Here is a 14,391-nt window from a genome sequence, read left to right as displayed (position 1 = left end):
GTCTCAGGCCTCCTCGACCGAAAAGCGAGTTCCGAAAACTTCCTTCCAGATGTCGTCGTCGTCCTCAGCAGAGGCATAGTTAGCATCTTCCCAAGACTGGTCTGCTGCCTTGACGATCTCTTGGCGTTCTGCCTCGGTGATACGGGAAGTCACGTTGTTCTCGCTGTTGACTGGGTCGAGAATAACGACCGGGTCGGTGAAACTACCGTGAACTCCAGTGTTTTCCGGGAAGCTGATTTTTTCTTTCAGTCCAGACTGCGCGATATAAAGAAGGAAATCGCGGAACCGCTTCTCGATGCTCTCGGTTGCGCCGTATTTCGCGAGGACGTGCGCCGTGATCAGCTCGACGTGAAAGCCTTTGAGCGCCGACAATTCAGCATGACGGCTCCAACGCTTACCCATGCGGACAAGCGTTCGGAAATGACGGTCAATATCCTTTCGGTCCCTGATGAACTTCAAGTGGCCTGGCGGGTTGGTCTCGATCTTCCCCCCATCGCGGTCGAACTGCCAACCATAGCCAGGACGATAGGGGTCTTCGACAACGGGTACGATGTCGACATAGAGACCGCTGCCCACGAATTTCACGGTAGCGGCCTTGCGCTGGATTTCGAAGTCTTCGACGGATTTCGAAGGATAGATGGAAATCAATGCAGCGTGGATGTCGTCGAGCAGTTGCTCCAGCGTCTCCTTGTCGGGATCGACACCGGCGACATAGATGACAATGTCGACGTCAACCGGGTCCTGAGTGGTCTTCTTCACGATGGTGAATTTGGCGAACGACCCCGCCTTCAAGACCCGCGTGATCTTGATGTCGGCCCGGCCTTTCAGCGTTTTGCCCAATTCGGAAACCAGCCTATCAACTTGCTCATGATATTCTTTACGCTTGTCTGCGGGCAGGCGGAGAACGTTGTGGTCGTAGTTCAAGAGGGCAGAATTGGTCAGCGGCATCGGAAATCCTTTTAGGAGGCAATTTTATAGCTGGGAGCGCCTGGTTTCCAATCGCCCGTCTTAACTTGGCCTTAACTATCCGTAATATTGTATTATCGACGTGCGACCGCAAGAGGCGGTTTACAAAAAGGCATAAAAATCCCCAGTTATAAACTGGCGAGATGGGAGTTGTGATGCTTGGCTCAAGGTTGCGGATCGCCCGCGCCGCGATGCGGCTTTCGCTTCGAGAGCTGTCCGAACGCATCGCGGGCTTGGTCAGCCCCCAGGCAATCGGCAAGTACGAACGCGGTGAGGACATTCCCAGTCCGCCAGTTTTGAAGGCTCTATCAACCGCTTTGGGTGTCAGCATTGCTCACCTTGAGAGCGAGGAGCAACTTACCCTAGAAAGCGTCGAGTTTCGCAAGGGCATGAATTCTGCAAAGGAAGAGGCGTCTGTCCAGGCCAAGGCCATAACACTGCTGCAGCGCTACCTTGAGATCGAAGCGATCCTTGGGTTGGAAAGCACGGATTGGGAGAAACCACGCGGTGTTCCATTCCCTGTAAATGACCTTCGCGACGCGGAAGACGCGGCAAGGTCGGTCAGAGAGGCTTGGGGTCTTGGGAACGATCCGATCCCGCGCTTCGCGGAACTCCTTGAAGAGCGCGGAATTAAGGTCCTGTCTGTCGATCTCGACGACATTGACGGGCTCGCGGCCCACGCGCCTCGGCGGGACCGTGACGCTGCCCGAGTTATCGTTGTTAAGCGAAACACTTGGTCGGAACGGAAACGGTTCACAATGGCCCATGAGTTGGGCCATATGGTGCTGGCTGTCGCACAGGATTTGAACTCGGAAAAAGCGGCGCACCGGTTCGCAGGAGCGCTCCTGCTACCAGCTGATATGCTTCGCGCCGAGGTGGGCTCGAAGCGGTCGACCATCAGTCTAGCCGAGCTTGCGGCATTGAAGCGGCGCTATGGGGTTAGCATCCAGGCATTGACGTATCGGTGTCGAGAGCTAGGGATCATCTCTGAGGCGACGTTCGCCGAGCTGTTCAAAGTTTTAGCTGAACGCGGTTGGCGAACTCCTCCATTCGAGGAACCCGAACGCATGCCTTATGAATACGAAAAGCCACGGCGGTTCGAGCGCCTATGCTTCAGGGCGTTGAGCGAGAAGCTTATTGACAATTCGCATGCCAGCGATCTTCTCGGTGTCTCCGAGAGTGAACTTTCAAAACGGATATCGTACAGCTGGGAGGGCGAGTGTACCTAACTCATTTCAGTCAGTTTAACTTCGAGAGCAGGCGCCTTGGGTAGACATTCTGATGTGAGCGAGAATCCAGAAAACGCCTTCGTCGCGGAGTTGGCCCGGGCGGCGAACCGGGTGGAACATCGGTTTCAGGGAGAGGGACTGACGAGATTTTCGCGAGCATTTCGCTTGAAACAGCCGAAGTTTGAACGTCGGCGTGCTGTACCTTGGGATAAGCGCCGATTCCCTCGAAGTCCGAGTGCAGCCGAGATTTTGGTGCTCTCTCCCCGCTGGAAGCGCCAAGCAGTCTCCTGCTGCTACCTCCAGTGCTTGGCCGCCGGGACAGCAATCAGCCGCGTGGCGCTACCACGTTCAATTCCCAGCACTTCATGGGCACCGGAGCTTCCCGCGCCAACGCCTGGTCCGCCCGCCGCGTTACCGCCGATCGGAGATGTGGATGTCGGGCGCCAGTCACCGCCTCCGCCGCTCCCTGAAATCGCTTATCCAAATCAATCTTAACGAAGGCCCGTACTTTTCTAACAGAAAGTAGTAAAATTGCGCATTTGGATCCTCTCCGATCTGCATCTGGAGTTTGCATCACTTCCGAAGTCATTCGCGGTTCCAAAAGCGGATGTATGCGTATGTGCAGGTGATGTCCTGCCGAAGGGAATTGTCCCGAGCATCGATTGGCTGGTACAAACGATTTCCGACGCCATGCCCATCGTGATGGTCGCCGGGAACCACGAATTCTATAAAGCCTCTTTCGAGGACAGCCTGCAGGCCGCCCGCAGTCACGCGAAGCTGCAAAAGAATTTCCATCTTTTAGACAATGACGTTGCGGATATTGGTGGGGTTCGCTTTCTCGGCGGGACGCTCTGGACCGACTTCAAGGTCCTTTCTTATGATCCGGGCTTATCAATGGCTGCTGCTGAGCGCGGTATGAATGACTACAAGCGAATTAAGTTTCGTAAACAGCCTTATATGCGGTTTAAACCGATCCATTCCTTTCGGAAGCATCTTGAAACCCGACGCTTCATTGAAACCGCGCTGTCAGAATTCGGATCGGCCAAAACGGTAGTTGTGACTCATCACGCACCATCGCCAAAATCGATCGAACCAGGGGACGAAGCAGACATCCTATCTGCCTGCTACGCCTCAGATCTTGAAGACGTAATCTACGCCGATGGCCCGGAACTATGGATCCATGGCCACATCCACCATCGACGAGATTACATGGTGGGCAAAACCAGAGTTCTGGCAAATCCAAGAGGCTATCCCGGCGAAAGAACGTTCGCAGAGTTCGACAGTGCTTTCGTGATCGAAATCTGAGGCCGGTTTCGTTAGGCGTGCGCGTCTTCGCGGTTTATCTTTTGTTCAGCCATTCACCTGTTGAACGGCGATTGACCCGGCGCTTGGTTGGAGTGAGCTCATTAATATAATACGCTTGACGCGCCAGAAGGGGGGCAGACACATCGCCTGCGAAACAAAGCGGTACATCTAGATCGACTCCGCGATGATGCGTTGGACGACGAGAGTATCCGGGATCGCGGGAGTTGCTGGGGGAATAGAGGGCTTCCGCTCCGAAGATGCCTGATCTTTTCGTTCGGTCTGTGGTTGCTGCTGATCACTGAGAAAGCTTGTCGAAATCCAACCGTCCCGCAGGGTGAGGCTATCCCTGATATGTGACCATGCGCCCTCCGTATCGAGTCCTCTGACTTCCCTACCGCTATCATAGCGGTCCAGAATGCCGAACTGTTTGCGCGGGCCATCCCTCAGGGCGACCTTGCTCCCTTTTACAAGACGGGAGGGCAGCGGGGTTTCCGTCTGCATTTCGGTCGGCGACGTGGCGGATTGAAGAGTCGCGGGGCCGACGGACGGCCCAACTGGCAATGTCTCCTGCTGCTCAACGGTCGGAGGAGCAGCGCTGACAGTGCTTGTTTCATTGAGTGCGGGGGAAGTGGTTGGATTGGTTCGACCGAATAGCGATCCAAGTCCGCCCAACACCAGGACGGCCAAGAAAACCGCTGGCGTGATTTTGGGGAGCTTCTTTGGTCGGCGTCTACGCGCCATGGCAACTTCCGCTGGCATTCTCGATTTTGGCACATTGTCTGTGCCACTGGTCAGAGTCGACAACGGTAGTGGACTTTTTTTGGACTCCGCTGCCGGGGCACCAAAAGCGCTGGCCATCGCTATGTCCGCATGGTCGATCGCAGCGTCTGGGATCCTCTCAGACGAACTAATGCCGTGGGGTGATCTCGAGACCCCGGAGAATACCATTGACGGGTGCAGGCATTTCGACCCAAGCTATCAATGATCCAGTACAGAGCACCTAATCTTGATAAACGAACTGAGCCCGCATACGCTCGAGGCAGCGACCAAGCATCTCCCATTCTCACCCGAAATCGATATCAAACGCGTCGACTGCATTGATGAAAGTGGGCAATCAACCCTCGTTTTCGACTTGTTTATGGCAGACGAGGTTATTCGCGCCTTCGAACGAGTGACGGATGAGGGTCATCTTGTTCGGATCGAAGAAAGCGCGATCGTCGGCGCCAATAAGACACCGCTCCATCCCGACGATCTCGCTTTTGTTCGCGAACTGATTAATCGCAGGTTCTTTTATGACCTCCAGGCCCTAGAAGCCGGCTTTTACCGGTGGAGGATGTGGAAGACGGATTCCGATTGGTGATACGTCACTTGCCGAGGCTGCAAAGCACGCTCGCGTCGAAGGACGGTTACAGGCGCCTGAACCGGATATAGGCCGGCGACACCACGGGATGTCTATGCGCGATGAGATCTTCATTTCGGCTCGGGACGAGTAGTGAAAACTCACGTACGGAGCGAATATCAAAGCCTGTCTGTCGGAACCTCTGAGAACGTAAAATATTCCTTCTTGTAGGTGGGAGATAGACTTAGGTGAAAAGCCACCAGAAGGTCGGTCTCAGCGTCGATAACGGTGTCCTTTTGGTGGCCTTTTAGGACTTCGCGGCCCCGTCGGCTGGCACTCGTGACCCAACGACCATTGATTAGCTGGCGCGTCTCGCACTTCCAACCAATTTCGGCCAAAAAATGCTCCGTAAGCTCGCGGAACGTGCCGCGCTGTAGTTTGCTTCGCCCGCGGAAATGCGAGGGCACTTCATATATTGTCGAGCAATTGAGTTTTGCTAAAATAGTCATCGGTGCTGTTCGTTAGGGTGACGGACCAGTCGTGAGACGACAGAGGAACCCGGCCGCCAAGAATAGCATTGGTCTGAACTTCGCTTGCGTCAACTCCATTTTTTCACTTGACGCGTTTAGAGATGTTCCGTATCTGTTCACGCATGACCTACATCGCTCACACCTCGATACGAATAGACAGCTAAGCCGGTCCGCGTGAGCGGGATCATCTGGTTTTGTGTTTTCGAGGGTTCATGATGAGCATCGCTTCCTTGCGTTCCGCAGCGCAGTCTAACTCCGTCCAGATTTTTTATCCTCTCAGTACGGTCCGATGCGCCGGGCCTGTTTTATTCAGAGATCAGTTGGCCCGGGATATCGCGTGCCTTCTCGATATCGATGATGACATCCTGTCTTGGTCGTGTCGGTCCCTTTCTCTTTCGCACGGCGGGCAGATCTATAAGCCAGACTTCCTGGTGAAAAGAGCAGACCTGAGTTTTGTGGTTGATGGCATCCGTGAAGAAGCGGCGCCGGAATGGGTTCGTGAAAAGGCCATTGCGGCCGGATACCCCTACGAATTAATCGATGCTTCCGTCCTTCCATCCGTTCGACTGAAGAACGCCAAAGATCTGTTGCGTTATGCCAGGTACGAGGCCGCCTTGTCGGACCGCGTTCGGCTTCTTGCCGCACTCGATGAATTCACAAGTATGACAGTATCCGAGGCGTTGATTGTCTTTCGCGAGACGAAACCAATGGCCGGACTGGCATCGATGGTCCTCCAACGGTTCGTGACGATGGATCTCGACGAACGCCTGATCGGCCCTGAGACCATAGTCCGCCGCAAGCGCGACTAATTTCCCAAAAACGTCCGATCACTTTGACGCTGCCAAGGGCAGTGGAGGAAAACCTATGGCTATTAGCACAATCAATGCGAAAATGGCTTCTTCAGTTGAAACCTTTGCGCTTTATCGCACCTTTGAACGGGCGCTCGAGCAATGCAACGACTTCAAACTGGGTGGCCCGGGCATCGTGGGATTGGTCACCCCTGAAGGAAAAGCGGCAGAGGACTACAAGGCGTGCGCAGTTGCCTTTCTTTATGAAGGCGTTGAACGCGACGACTGGGATAATGTCGGTTATGCTTGCATCAGCGCGACGGACAAGCCGGATCACGTAAAATCCGAATTCGCCGGGAAATGCTGGAGACGCAATCGAGCGATTGTAATCACTGAGACGAGAAATCTTCCACTGCTTGTCTCTGTCGCTGTCGACAAGTTCATCGAACTCGATACCATCGGCGAGGATGACCTCCGAGTCGCGTGCGCATACGTCTTGAAGCTGAAGATGACCGCCAAACAGGCTCGGCAGCTTCTGGCTTTTCCGCCCGACCTGATGTTTGCCGCCATTCGACGAAATAGTACGGCGGCCGATGCAATCCGGCGTCTCAACTCTGTATCGCCGACCAGCCCCGCCGTAAAACCGATCGAGGAGAGCCTGCCGCGACTGGAGGAGCTGCACGGATATGGCGACGCCAAGGAATGGGGCTTACAGCTCGCCAAGGATCTAGCGGCATGGAAGGCAGGTATCCTGAAATGGTCCGAAGTCGATCGGGGTCTCCTGTTGAGTGGACCGCCTGGCGTCGGGAAGACCATCTTCGCTCGGGCTCTCGCCGAGACCTGTGAGGTGAACTTCGTGGCGACTTCAGTCGTCCAATGGCAAGCAAAAGGTCACTTGGGTGACCTCCTCAAAGCCATGCGGGCGGAATTCGCATCTGCCGTCAACAAGGCGCCATGCATCCTTTTACTCGACGAACTTGACTCCATTGGGGACCGAAACACCTTCACCGGTGAACATGCGTCGTATTCCATTCAGATCGTGAACGCTTTGCTGGAAGCCTTGGACGGATCGGTCAAGCGAGACGGCCTGGTAGTCATCGGAGCAACCAACTTTCCGGGGAAGATTGACGCCGCGATCCGCCGTCCCGGCAGGCTGGATAGGCATGTCGTGATCGGAATGCCCAGCTCGGCTGATAGGGTTGCAATCATCGGTCAGATGCTTGGAGAGCACGAGCTTACCGATCTCCATACGCTTGGACCCCTGACGGAAGCGATGGCCGGCGCCGATCTCGCGCAAATGGTGAGAGACGCTAAGAAGCGGGCGCGGCGAGAAGACCGGCGGGTGACTCTATCCGATTTGACGTCGCAACTGCCCGAACTCATCCAGATTACCGGATACTATCGACACACTGTCGCCATTCATGAGGCTGGCCACACGGTTGTTGGCAACGCTCTTGGGCTTGGAATGTTCGTCGGAGTCACTGTCGTCAACCAGCTTAATCCAAGATTTGAGCTGCAATCGGCGGGCGGGGCGAGGTTCGAGTTTCCAGCTTTGCATATTCGCAACGAGCAACGATTTCGCGATGAAATTTGCCTCCGGCTTGCCGGAATTGCCGCCGAGCGACTGATCCTTGGAAGCCATGGCGATGGATGCGGCCTGGGGCCGACAAGTGATCTGGCGATCGCAACAGATCTCGCGCTGCAAATGGAAACCAAAACTGGAATGGGCGCTCGCCTGTACCAGTTCGGCAAGGGCACCGCCTGGGACGCGTTCGGTGCGCAAAGTGTGCCGTGGCTAATGGATAGGGTGGACGAGATCCTTCGAAGAGAAATGGCTCGTGCCGGCGACATTGTAGCGGCGCAGCGCTCGCTCCTTCTCGCGGTGACCAAGGAGCTGGAGGATACCGGTTTCGTCCTACCCGATCGCTTCGACCACCTTCGCAAAGAATTCGAAAAAGGTCCGTCGGTTGCTCCGATCAAACGTGTGCGAGACCCCGGGAGAAGAGCGTCGGGCACGTCCCAAGGTGATAGTCGATCACGCTCTAGTAAGGAGGCGCAGCGATGAAGGCGTGGATCATCAGTGACCTCCATTCATCGCCACTTGATCTGCTTCATCGACGGGAGTTGGTTGTCCCGAAAGCCGAGATCTGCATTTGTGCTGGCGATATTGCAGGGAACATCGAGCATGCCATCGATTTCCTCCATGCTGAGATTGCTCCTCACATGCCAGTGGTCGCGACCCTTGGGAACCACGATTATTACGGTTCATCGATTGATCGTTCATTGGAGTACGCCCGCAAATGGACTGCTGGAACCAACGTCCACATCCTCGAAAATAACACCTTCCATCGCGATGATCTGCGTATCGTGGGGGCGACGCTGTGGACCGACTTCGAGATCGATGCGCACGATTTCGGGCATCTGCCAGCGCAGGCCCGGCGCGATTTGGCGGCCCGGGAGTGCATGCGGTATCTGCTGGACTTCCGAATGATCCACCGCTCGGATGCTCGGAATGGCGACGATAGCGGTTTCATCACACCAGACGAAATGATCTCTCGCCATTTGGAGAGCAGGGCGTATATCGAGCAGGAGCTTGCGAAGCCCTTCGACGGCACGACGATGGTGCTCACCCACCATGCGATCTCGCCAAGGTCTCTGGATCCACGGTTCACCGGCCACATCTCGAACGCGGCGTTCGCGTCAGATTTATCTGGAGTCATCTATGCCGAGCGGCCGCATTTCTGGGTGCATGGCCACATTCATCGCTTCGCAGACTATGTCGAGGGCGGCACCCGACTCCTTTGCAATCCCAGGGGATACCTGGGGGAGTTGGGCGGCAGCGGCTTCCGCCCGGGCTACGTTGTGGAAGCCGGCGTGCCGGAATCCATGGAGACGAAGGATGACTAAGCCCACAGTTCATTGGCGTACCGAGTGGGATAACGGTGTTCCCACCTACATTGTCACATTCTCCAATACCTCTGCTGTACAGCGAGACGAAATTAAGTGGGCTGCTGACACGGAAGGTTTCGTTCGCGAGGGTGATCGGTGGGCACCTACAGACAGGTCACGTCTTCATCGACTGTTTGAGGCGGTGCGGGCGCTCGGGTTTAATCTCGATTTGGAGCAAGATGATAAGGATAGGCCTTTCAATGTTCATCGCCTCCATCTTACTCCAGAAACGCGAGAAAGCCTTGAAACTCTGCCAAATTTTACCTTAGGCGAACTTGTCGGGTGGTGCCCCGTTCAGGCTCACGGCGTGTTTGACGGGCACTACTTTTATTTCCGGGCAAGAGGATCCTACTGGCGGTTCGAAGCTGGAGGCAACGAAAGTGGCACGAAGGGCGCAAGGTGGTGGCACGAAGAGGACTGGCCGAGCAAAACTGGTTTTGAGGCTGGGTACATGTCCGACGAGGATGCGATCCGCTGCATCCTGAAGGCAGTTGAGATCTATCGAAGGATCGATCGAAGCCGGTTCGAGAAGGGTCATCCCGATTACGAGCGTACGACCTTGGAGGGATGGGCAGTGGGAGCTTTAAGCCTTCGACGGGTCATCCGGCGGCTCGGCATCAGTGGCCAGGAGGCCGTCGAAAGGGCTATCACCTACGGGATCGAGTTGCCCTATTTTGCTGATCGTGAACTCGAGGCTCTGAATTCGACATCATCGTCGACAGTGATCGGATTTGACAAGTCAACCAGGACATGGGCCGAGCTACCGGACGAGGACGAGTGATGGGCGGGGAGATCTGAAATGGCCCAATATCCATTCAACGTTGATGTCAGCACCCTTGAAGGGCAAATCGAAATCCTGCGCCTCTGGAGCATCGCTGAATTGGTCGAGTCGACAGCCCGATCAATTTTAAGGGTCACGACCTCTGAATTCCTCGAACTCGCGCAACAGCACGGTATCAATCCGCCAACTCAGGAAGCGCTGGACAAACGTGTCTGGCAGTTGGAATCGTTGTTCCGCCCCCAGCTACGGGACGCCAAACGCAAGCAGATCGGCAAGGGACTTACCCAGGCCAGGATGTCAGTGAATGAGACGCTTGATACGGTGGCTGCCCTCGCTATCGAAGCCGAGGCTTACGGGCAGGGCGAAGCCCAACGACTGTATGCAGTTGTGCATGCCAGGCTTCGCCGTTCCCTCGACAGTATCGCCTCGGCACAAGAGACATTTGGAAAAGCGCGGTCACTCGAGGACACATACGACGATGGGTTCGAGTACAATGAAGAAAACCTAAAGGTCCTGCGCGGACTGAACAGGGTCGTGCGACGGCCAGATTATTATCTGATCGGGGACTTCAATCACATTGATCCGGTGACCGAGCAGGACATCCTTTGGTGCTGGTCGCAAGGCTTTCTGGCCACCAGCACTGCCCTAGAGATGCTGGCATTGGAGGAGGGCGACCGGATCGACGAAATCGCAATTCAATTAGGTATTCCTTTGCCGACAGAGGAGGCGATGCTACCAGCGGAGGCGGCCGCTATACTTGGCGACGAACCGGTAGATGGTGACCCAGCCTTTGAAGTGCGTCGCCGCATCCGCGACGGTCGATTGGCATCCTACTTTCGATTTCACGTCGAGGCGAGACGGGATTTTGAGGAAGTGGTCAGGCGAAGGTCTCGTCAAAACTCGGCTTGAAGGTCAAGGACGCCAGAAGGGCAGTGAACCCGTCGCTGAGGCTGAATGCACGGAGGTCTTGCATTCGATCTCTCTGCCCGAATGCTTTCTGGACGATTGCGCTCCTAACCTGATGCGGTAATCTCACCCTGTTTGATGTTCGTAGGTCCGACCAGGTGACAGAAAGCGGACAAGCTCAACCGAAGCAGATGCATGACAGGTTCCTTCGAGCCATGGACCGACGCGACCCCTTGGGATGCGGCTGATCTTCTTAGTTGGCTGCGATTCCACTATCCCGAATACATCGGCTCCTGCGGCAGCGAAAAACTGCGGCAGAACGATTGGCTGTCGGGCTCGCTGCTGAGCTGCAGGACGATCCAGCCTTCCGCTGATCGTGGATAACCTGTGCAAGATATGCGAGAACCTGCGGTCTCAATTTTGAGCTTCTCGGTAGGACCAGGTGACCAAGGAATATTGGGGTGCAACTAACCATGCTGTGTCAAGCGGCAGAGAGCCGCGTTTTCGAACCTTGTCACCGCTCCGATTTGTTACCGCAGAAGGGGCCCGGTTGGTGGCCTACAACGTTCGACCCTTCGATCCTCATGATTGTGGACACAGCTCATGAAGATGGCAATGTCCCTATGCCAGAAGGCCAGGACTGATCGTATATGTGTTGGCACGAAGCCTCTGGCTTGACAGCTTCCTTACCACGCTGAACAATTTGATGTCGCCATTTGAGTTTAATTATGTGGGTGAACCTTACGCAGGAAGATATTAATGCAATTGTCGCTATCACCGAAGATGATGAGCTCATCGCAGCTTTGCAAAAGCCACGTCACCCAGATGCGACGTCGATAGAAAAGGCGGCTGTCCGCCTCTTCGATAGTCCGAATATTACAGCCGAACATCTCGTTGAACGTACTGTGAATGGCGGTTATGTGGCCGGCGTTTTCTGGGTTAGCAACACCGATGCCGGGGTCTTCGTCGACCACTCGTTACTCAAGATATCATACGATGTTCGGGCAAAGCTTCAGGCGTTCCCGGACCTTCGGATCCGCCAAATCCTGTTAAACGGTGTATGGACGGAAGGTGAACTTGGCGATCTAAACTGGACATTCGAGGATGAAGAGGACGGCTGGACATTCGCATTGGCGTCAAGCGATCAGCGTCAGGTAAACTGGTCTCATGCAGAGAGTTGGCCACAGGCGATTGATCGGAGCGATCTGCCTGACGAAGAAAACCATGATTCGATCATCCTGAGTATCCTAAGAGCAATTGCGTGCTATCGCCGGGATCAGGAGGAAGTTGGCCGTGATGAGGAGGTGCCGATGCTGCCGGAAACTCTCGCCGATCTCACCTCATGGTTCACGGTCCATCAGCAAAGTGTCGAAGATCTTGCGATCAATCTTCGAATGGCAATGACTGCGAAAGGAATGCGCGAGATGTCTGCCGAGGAAGCGCTTCAGGTAACAAGTTTGTTGATCAGTTTGTCGCAACGCTAGTGGCCGAAGACCGCTCAGGTGCAACAGTCCTGCCTGCGCATAGAAAGTGGGCGACGTTGACAGGCTCAAATATCCAGAAGAGCATTTCCATATTGAGCATGGAATATTTAGAATGCCCACGTTCGCCGTTGAGATCAGAATTTACGGATCGGTTTACATCAAGGGCCCCAATATTGAAAAGGCGAAGCGGCATCTAGGCCGTGTTGACAAAGTTTGACCGCGAGCTTGCGGCTCATTATTTTCCCGATATGTTCTACGGATGACAACGTCTCCCTGCCCAGTTTACGTTTTTAGAAGCACAGGTTTCGCCCCCTCGGGCGACACTGTGGCCTGCGTCGCACCTCTGGACAGCGTCGTCGCCGTTTGCGGCAACGGCGGGGCGGTCGGTGAAGGCGGCCTATCATCCTCGTTCGGTGGCTCAGCGGTCTTCAAGAACGATACATCAGGGGAGTGCTTCATTGGCGCATGGGGAGCCCGCAATGCCTCGCGTTTTCGTAGCGAGCTTCGGGCCTACATGGAAATTACCATTCGCAAAGAAGCGCCCGATGCTCGGCTTGTCCTTTTGGAGCGCGGAGAAGGAGCGCCCTAAGAGGCCTTCGCACAAATGAAAGGCAACCACAGTTTGACTGAGGCAAGAGCGAGGAAGGCCGAAAACGAAGGAGGGACCGCCTCCAACAATGGTCTTACGGTTTCGCGGCGGAGCCAAAGGCTCGAAGTTCCTGATTGATGCCAAACAGAACGTCGTCGTGCAGTGAGACAGCAAACAATAAACGCTTGTGGCCGGCCAGGGTCTGGCGCAGCCTAGTTAGGACGGCACCAGGTAACACGGATATGGCCATTACCACAGCAATTACCCTCTTGTTCTCTGATCTGGAAATTGCACGGTCGCAGGCAGACGCAAATGTGATCAAAACCATCAACAAGTGGTTCTCCATCGAGGACTTGGAACCTCCAGCCCGCTTGAGTGGAAATGTCGACATTAAATCTGAACTGTTTGCCGAGCCTGGTCTGGTGATATTCTCAGGGGGCTACCGAAACTTGTCGGAAGCGATTCCAACTCGGCTGGTGGAGTTTTTACTTTCAATTGAATGGACAGAGCCTGCGGCTGTCGCGCTAATCATTCAGCAGGAAAACGATGCGCCACAAATTGTAAGGCCGACGTACAATGGAAACGCCGCAGGCGATGTTAATGATTGGCGCGAAGCAACGGTAGCGTTGCTGATGTCCTCTTTTGAGCTGAGAGAGGGCTGCCATCTCAATGGCGGCCCGACTTACGCGCTGCATATCCTAAATGACATACTCGAGCAGGACGGTGAGCCTCAACTTCTCACGACTCCCAACTTTAGCTGTGCTCCCTCAAACTGCGTTGAACCATTTGGCGGCAGTGGACTTTCGTTCTTGGAATTCGCAACTCAAAAGTTCAAATCCATGGGCGGTTACGGCGTCGGTAAGATGGTGCATGCCTTTGACCGCTTCCCATGGCGTTATCCCGAGACCGCCCTCCTAGCAATTCTGGACGGGAGGCAACGGTTGCAAATACTTAGACCGATGTGCTGTGAAAGCGGACCAGCAGCAGGTTGTCAGGGATGAATAGCGCATCAGTTCGAACTCTGGTGGTATTAAGCCGGAGACAATCAAGCTATATAAATGCCTTAGCCGGGAATCTTAAGATTTTGATTTGATGCCTGAGGTCGTTCACTTTGCTCCAGCACAAATACGGCTTCTCCGAAGATCTCCCGCCGCCGCAGTGTTCTGGCGCTGAACGCGCGAGCTTGCTCCGTCTTTGGCCGGTCGGTCTCAACCGAAGCCTCGTTCTCCACCATGTCTAGGAGGAGGTTGCGCATCACTGCATTCTGCTCCCTCAAGCGCATCACCTCCAAGTTCAGCGGAGATGTGGAAAGCTTCCGTGCAATGGCGTCATCAAGGATCGTCTGCGCGAGTCCCGCTTTGATTGCATAGTATCTTCCCACGAATATCGCGCAGGTAATAACGAACAGGGCAGGGATGAGATACAGCATTTCAAGGCTCCGATTGCCAATCTGAGATCGTGATGCTGGGAGCGTATTTCAATATGCTCGCGTGAGGCATTGTTGTAACGGCGCTGCCACTATGCG

The 14,391-nt window shown here is 55.0% G+C and carries 13 protein-coding genes and 1 pseudogene; 10 read left to right on the top strand and 4 right to left on the bottom strand.

All coding sequences use genetic code 11. The features are described 5' to 3' along the window. Positions 1-3 precede the first annotated feature (3 nt). Positions 4-948 (bottom strand): CBASS oligonucleotide cyclase, encoded by a 945-nt coding sequence (locus RLEG4DRAFT_RS26480; protein WP_003581385.1) that lies wholly within the window; start codon positions 946-948, stop codon positions 4-6. Positions 949-1,121: 173 nt separating this feature from the next. Between RLEG4DRAFT_RS26480 and RLEG4DRAFT_RS26475 the strand changes: the two genes are divergently transcribed. Then, positions 1,122-2,195 (top strand): helix-turn-helix domain-containing protein, encoded by a 1,074-nt coding sequence (locus RLEG4DRAFT_RS26475; protein ID WP_003581384.1) that lies wholly within the window; start codon positions 1,122-1,124, stop codon positions 2,193-2,195. 103 nt (positions 2,196-2,298) lie between these two features. Here RLEG4DRAFT_RS26475 and RLEG4DRAFT_RS47245 read toward each other — a convergent pair. Further along, positions 2,299-2,572: pseudogene (locus tag RLEG4DRAFT_RS47245) on the bottom strand (cupin); the annotation flags it as partial. 154 nt (positions 2,573-2,726) lie between these two features. Between RLEG4DRAFT_RS47245 and RLEG4DRAFT_RS26470 the strand changes: the two are divergent. Together RLEG4DRAFT_RS26470 and RLEG4DRAFT_RS26455 are read left to right on the top strand one after the other, a co-directional pair. Then, positions 2,727-3,500, top strand: coding sequence for a metallophosphoesterase (locus RLEG4DRAFT_RS26470; protein WP_003581383.1), 774 nt, complete (start codon positions 2,727-2,729; stop codon positions 3,498-3,500). Between the two features lie 1,006 nt (positions 3,501-4,506). After that, positions 4,507-4,860, top strand: a complete 354-nt coding sequence (locus RLEG4DRAFT_RS26455; RefSeq protein WP_003581380.1) for a hypothetical protein — start codon at positions 4,507-4,509, stop codon at positions 4,858-4,860. A gap of 158 nt (positions 4,861-5,018) precedes the next feature. On the opposite strand, the gene RLEG4DRAFT_RS26450 is transcribed toward RLEG4DRAFT_RS26455, so the two are convergent. Then, positions 5,019-5,348 carry a hypothetical protein gene (locus RLEG4DRAFT_RS26450; protein WP_037094209.1) on the bottom strand — a complete coding sequence of 110 codons (330 nt, stop codon included), beginning with the start codon at positions 5,346-5,348 and terminating at the stop codon, positions 5,019-5,021. Between the two features lie 233 nt (positions 5,349-5,581). Here RLEG4DRAFT_RS26450 and RLEG4DRAFT_RS26445 point away from each other — a divergent pair, with 233 nt between their 5' ends. From RLEG4DRAFT_RS26445 to RLEG4DRAFT_RS26405, 7 genes are all read left to right on the top strand, one after another. Then, complete coding sequence (locus RLEG4DRAFT_RS26445; protein ID WP_037094207.1) at positions 5,582-6,178, top strand: hypothetical protein; 597 nt, start codon at positions 5,582-5,584, stop codon at positions 6,176-6,178. 55 nt (positions 6,179-6,233) lie between these two features. Next, positions 6,234-8,222: an AAA family ATPase gene (locus tag RLEG4DRAFT_RS26440; protein ID WP_003581378.1), complete on the top strand. Its 1,989-nt coding sequence runs from the start codon at positions 6,234-6,236 to the stop codon at positions 8,220-8,222. Continuing rightward, positions 8,219-9,064, top strand: coding sequence for a metallophosphoesterase (locus RLEG4DRAFT_RS26435; RefSeq protein ID WP_003581377.1), 846 nt, complete (start codon positions 8,219-8,221; stop codon positions 9,062-9,064). Before RLEG4DRAFT_RS26440 ends, RLEG4DRAFT_RS26435 begins: the two co-directional genes overlap by 4 nt. Beyond that, positions 9,057-9,887, top strand: coding sequence for a hypothetical protein (locus tag RLEG4DRAFT_RS26430; protein WP_037094204.1), 831 nt, complete (start codon positions 9,057-9,059; stop codon positions 9,885-9,887). The genes RLEG4DRAFT_RS26435 and RLEG4DRAFT_RS26430 overlap by 8 nt, the downstream gene beginning before the upstream one ends. An 18-nt stretch (positions 9,888-9,905) precedes the next feature. Next, positions 9,906-10,796 carry a hypothetical protein gene (locus RLEG4DRAFT_RS26425; RefSeq protein ID WP_003581372.1) on the top strand — a complete coding sequence of 297 codons (891 nt, stop codon included), beginning with the start codon at positions 9,906-9,908 and terminating at the stop codon, positions 10,794-10,796. Between the two features lie 725 nt (positions 10,797-11,521). Continuing rightward, a complete protein-coding gene (locus RLEG4DRAFT_RS26415) occupies positions 11,522-12,277 on the top strand; it encodes a hypothetical protein (RefSeq protein ID WP_003581370.1) in 756 nt (251 codons plus the stop codon). 831 nt (positions 12,278-13,108) lie between these two features. Beyond that, entirely contained in the window at positions 13,109-13,867 is a 759-nt protein-coding gene (locus RLEG4DRAFT_RS26405) for a hypothetical protein (protein ID WP_003581366.1), read from the top strand. Between the two features lie 62 nt (positions 13,868-13,929). On the opposite strand, the gene RLEG4DRAFT_RS26400 is transcribed toward RLEG4DRAFT_RS26405, so the two are convergent. Next, entirely contained in the window at positions 13,930-14,295 is a 366-nt protein-coding gene (locus RLEG4DRAFT_RS26400; RefSeq protein ID WP_003581365.1) for a hypothetical protein, read from the bottom strand. Positions 14,296-14,391: the final 96 nt, after the last annotated feature.

This window comes from Rhizobium leguminosarum bv. trifolii WSM2297 (assembly GCF_000271845.1).
This window is presented reverse-complemented; position numbering and strand designations above follow the sequence as displayed.

Bases quoted from the DNA above. Each gene is read 5' to 3' on its own strand.
- RLEG4DRAFT_RS26480 (WP_003581385.1), bottom strand. From the start codon at position 948: ATGCCGCTGACCAATTCTGCCCTCTTGAACTACGACCACAACGTTCTC.
- RLEG4DRAFT_RS26475 (WP_003581384.1), top strand. From the start codon at position 1,122: ATGCTTGGCTCAAGGTTGCGGATCGCCCGCGCCGCGATGCGGCTTTCG.
- RLEG4DRAFT_RS26450 (WP_037094209.1), bottom strand. From the start codon at position 5,348: ATGACTATTTTAGCAAAACTCAATTGCTCGACAATATATGAAGTGCCC.
- RLEG4DRAFT_RS26445 (WP_037094207.1), top strand. From the start codon at position 5,582: ATGATGAGCATCGCTTCCTTGCGTTCCGCAGCGCAGTCTAACTCCGTC.
- RLEG4DRAFT_RS26440 (WP_003581378.1), top strand. From the start codon at position 6,234: ATGGCTATTAGCACAATCAATGCGAAAATGGCTTCTTCAGTTGAAACC.
- RLEG4DRAFT_RS26435 (WP_003581377.1), top strand. From the start codon at position 8,219: ATGAAGGCGTGGATCATCAGTGACCTCCATTCATCGCCACTTGATCTG.
- RLEG4DRAFT_RS26430 (WP_037094204.1), top strand. From the start codon at position 9,057: ATGACTAAGCCCACAGTTCATTGGCGTACCGAGTGGGATAACGGTGTT.
- RLEG4DRAFT_RS26425 (WP_003581372.1), top strand. From the start codon at position 9,906: ATGGCCCAATATCCATTCAACGTTGATGTCAGCACCCTTGAAGGGCAA.
- RLEG4DRAFT_RS26415 (WP_003581370.1), top strand. From the start codon at position 11,522: ATGTGGGTGAACCTTACGCAGGAAGATATTAATGCAATTGTCGCTATC.
- RLEG4DRAFT_RS26405 (WP_003581366.1), top strand. From the start codon at position 13,109: ATGGCCATTACCACAGCAATTACCCTCTTGTTCTCTGATCTGGAAATT.
- RLEG4DRAFT_RS26400 (WP_003581365.1), bottom strand. From the start codon at position 14,295: ATGCTGTATCTCATCCCTGCCCTGTTCGTTATTACCTGCGCGATATTC.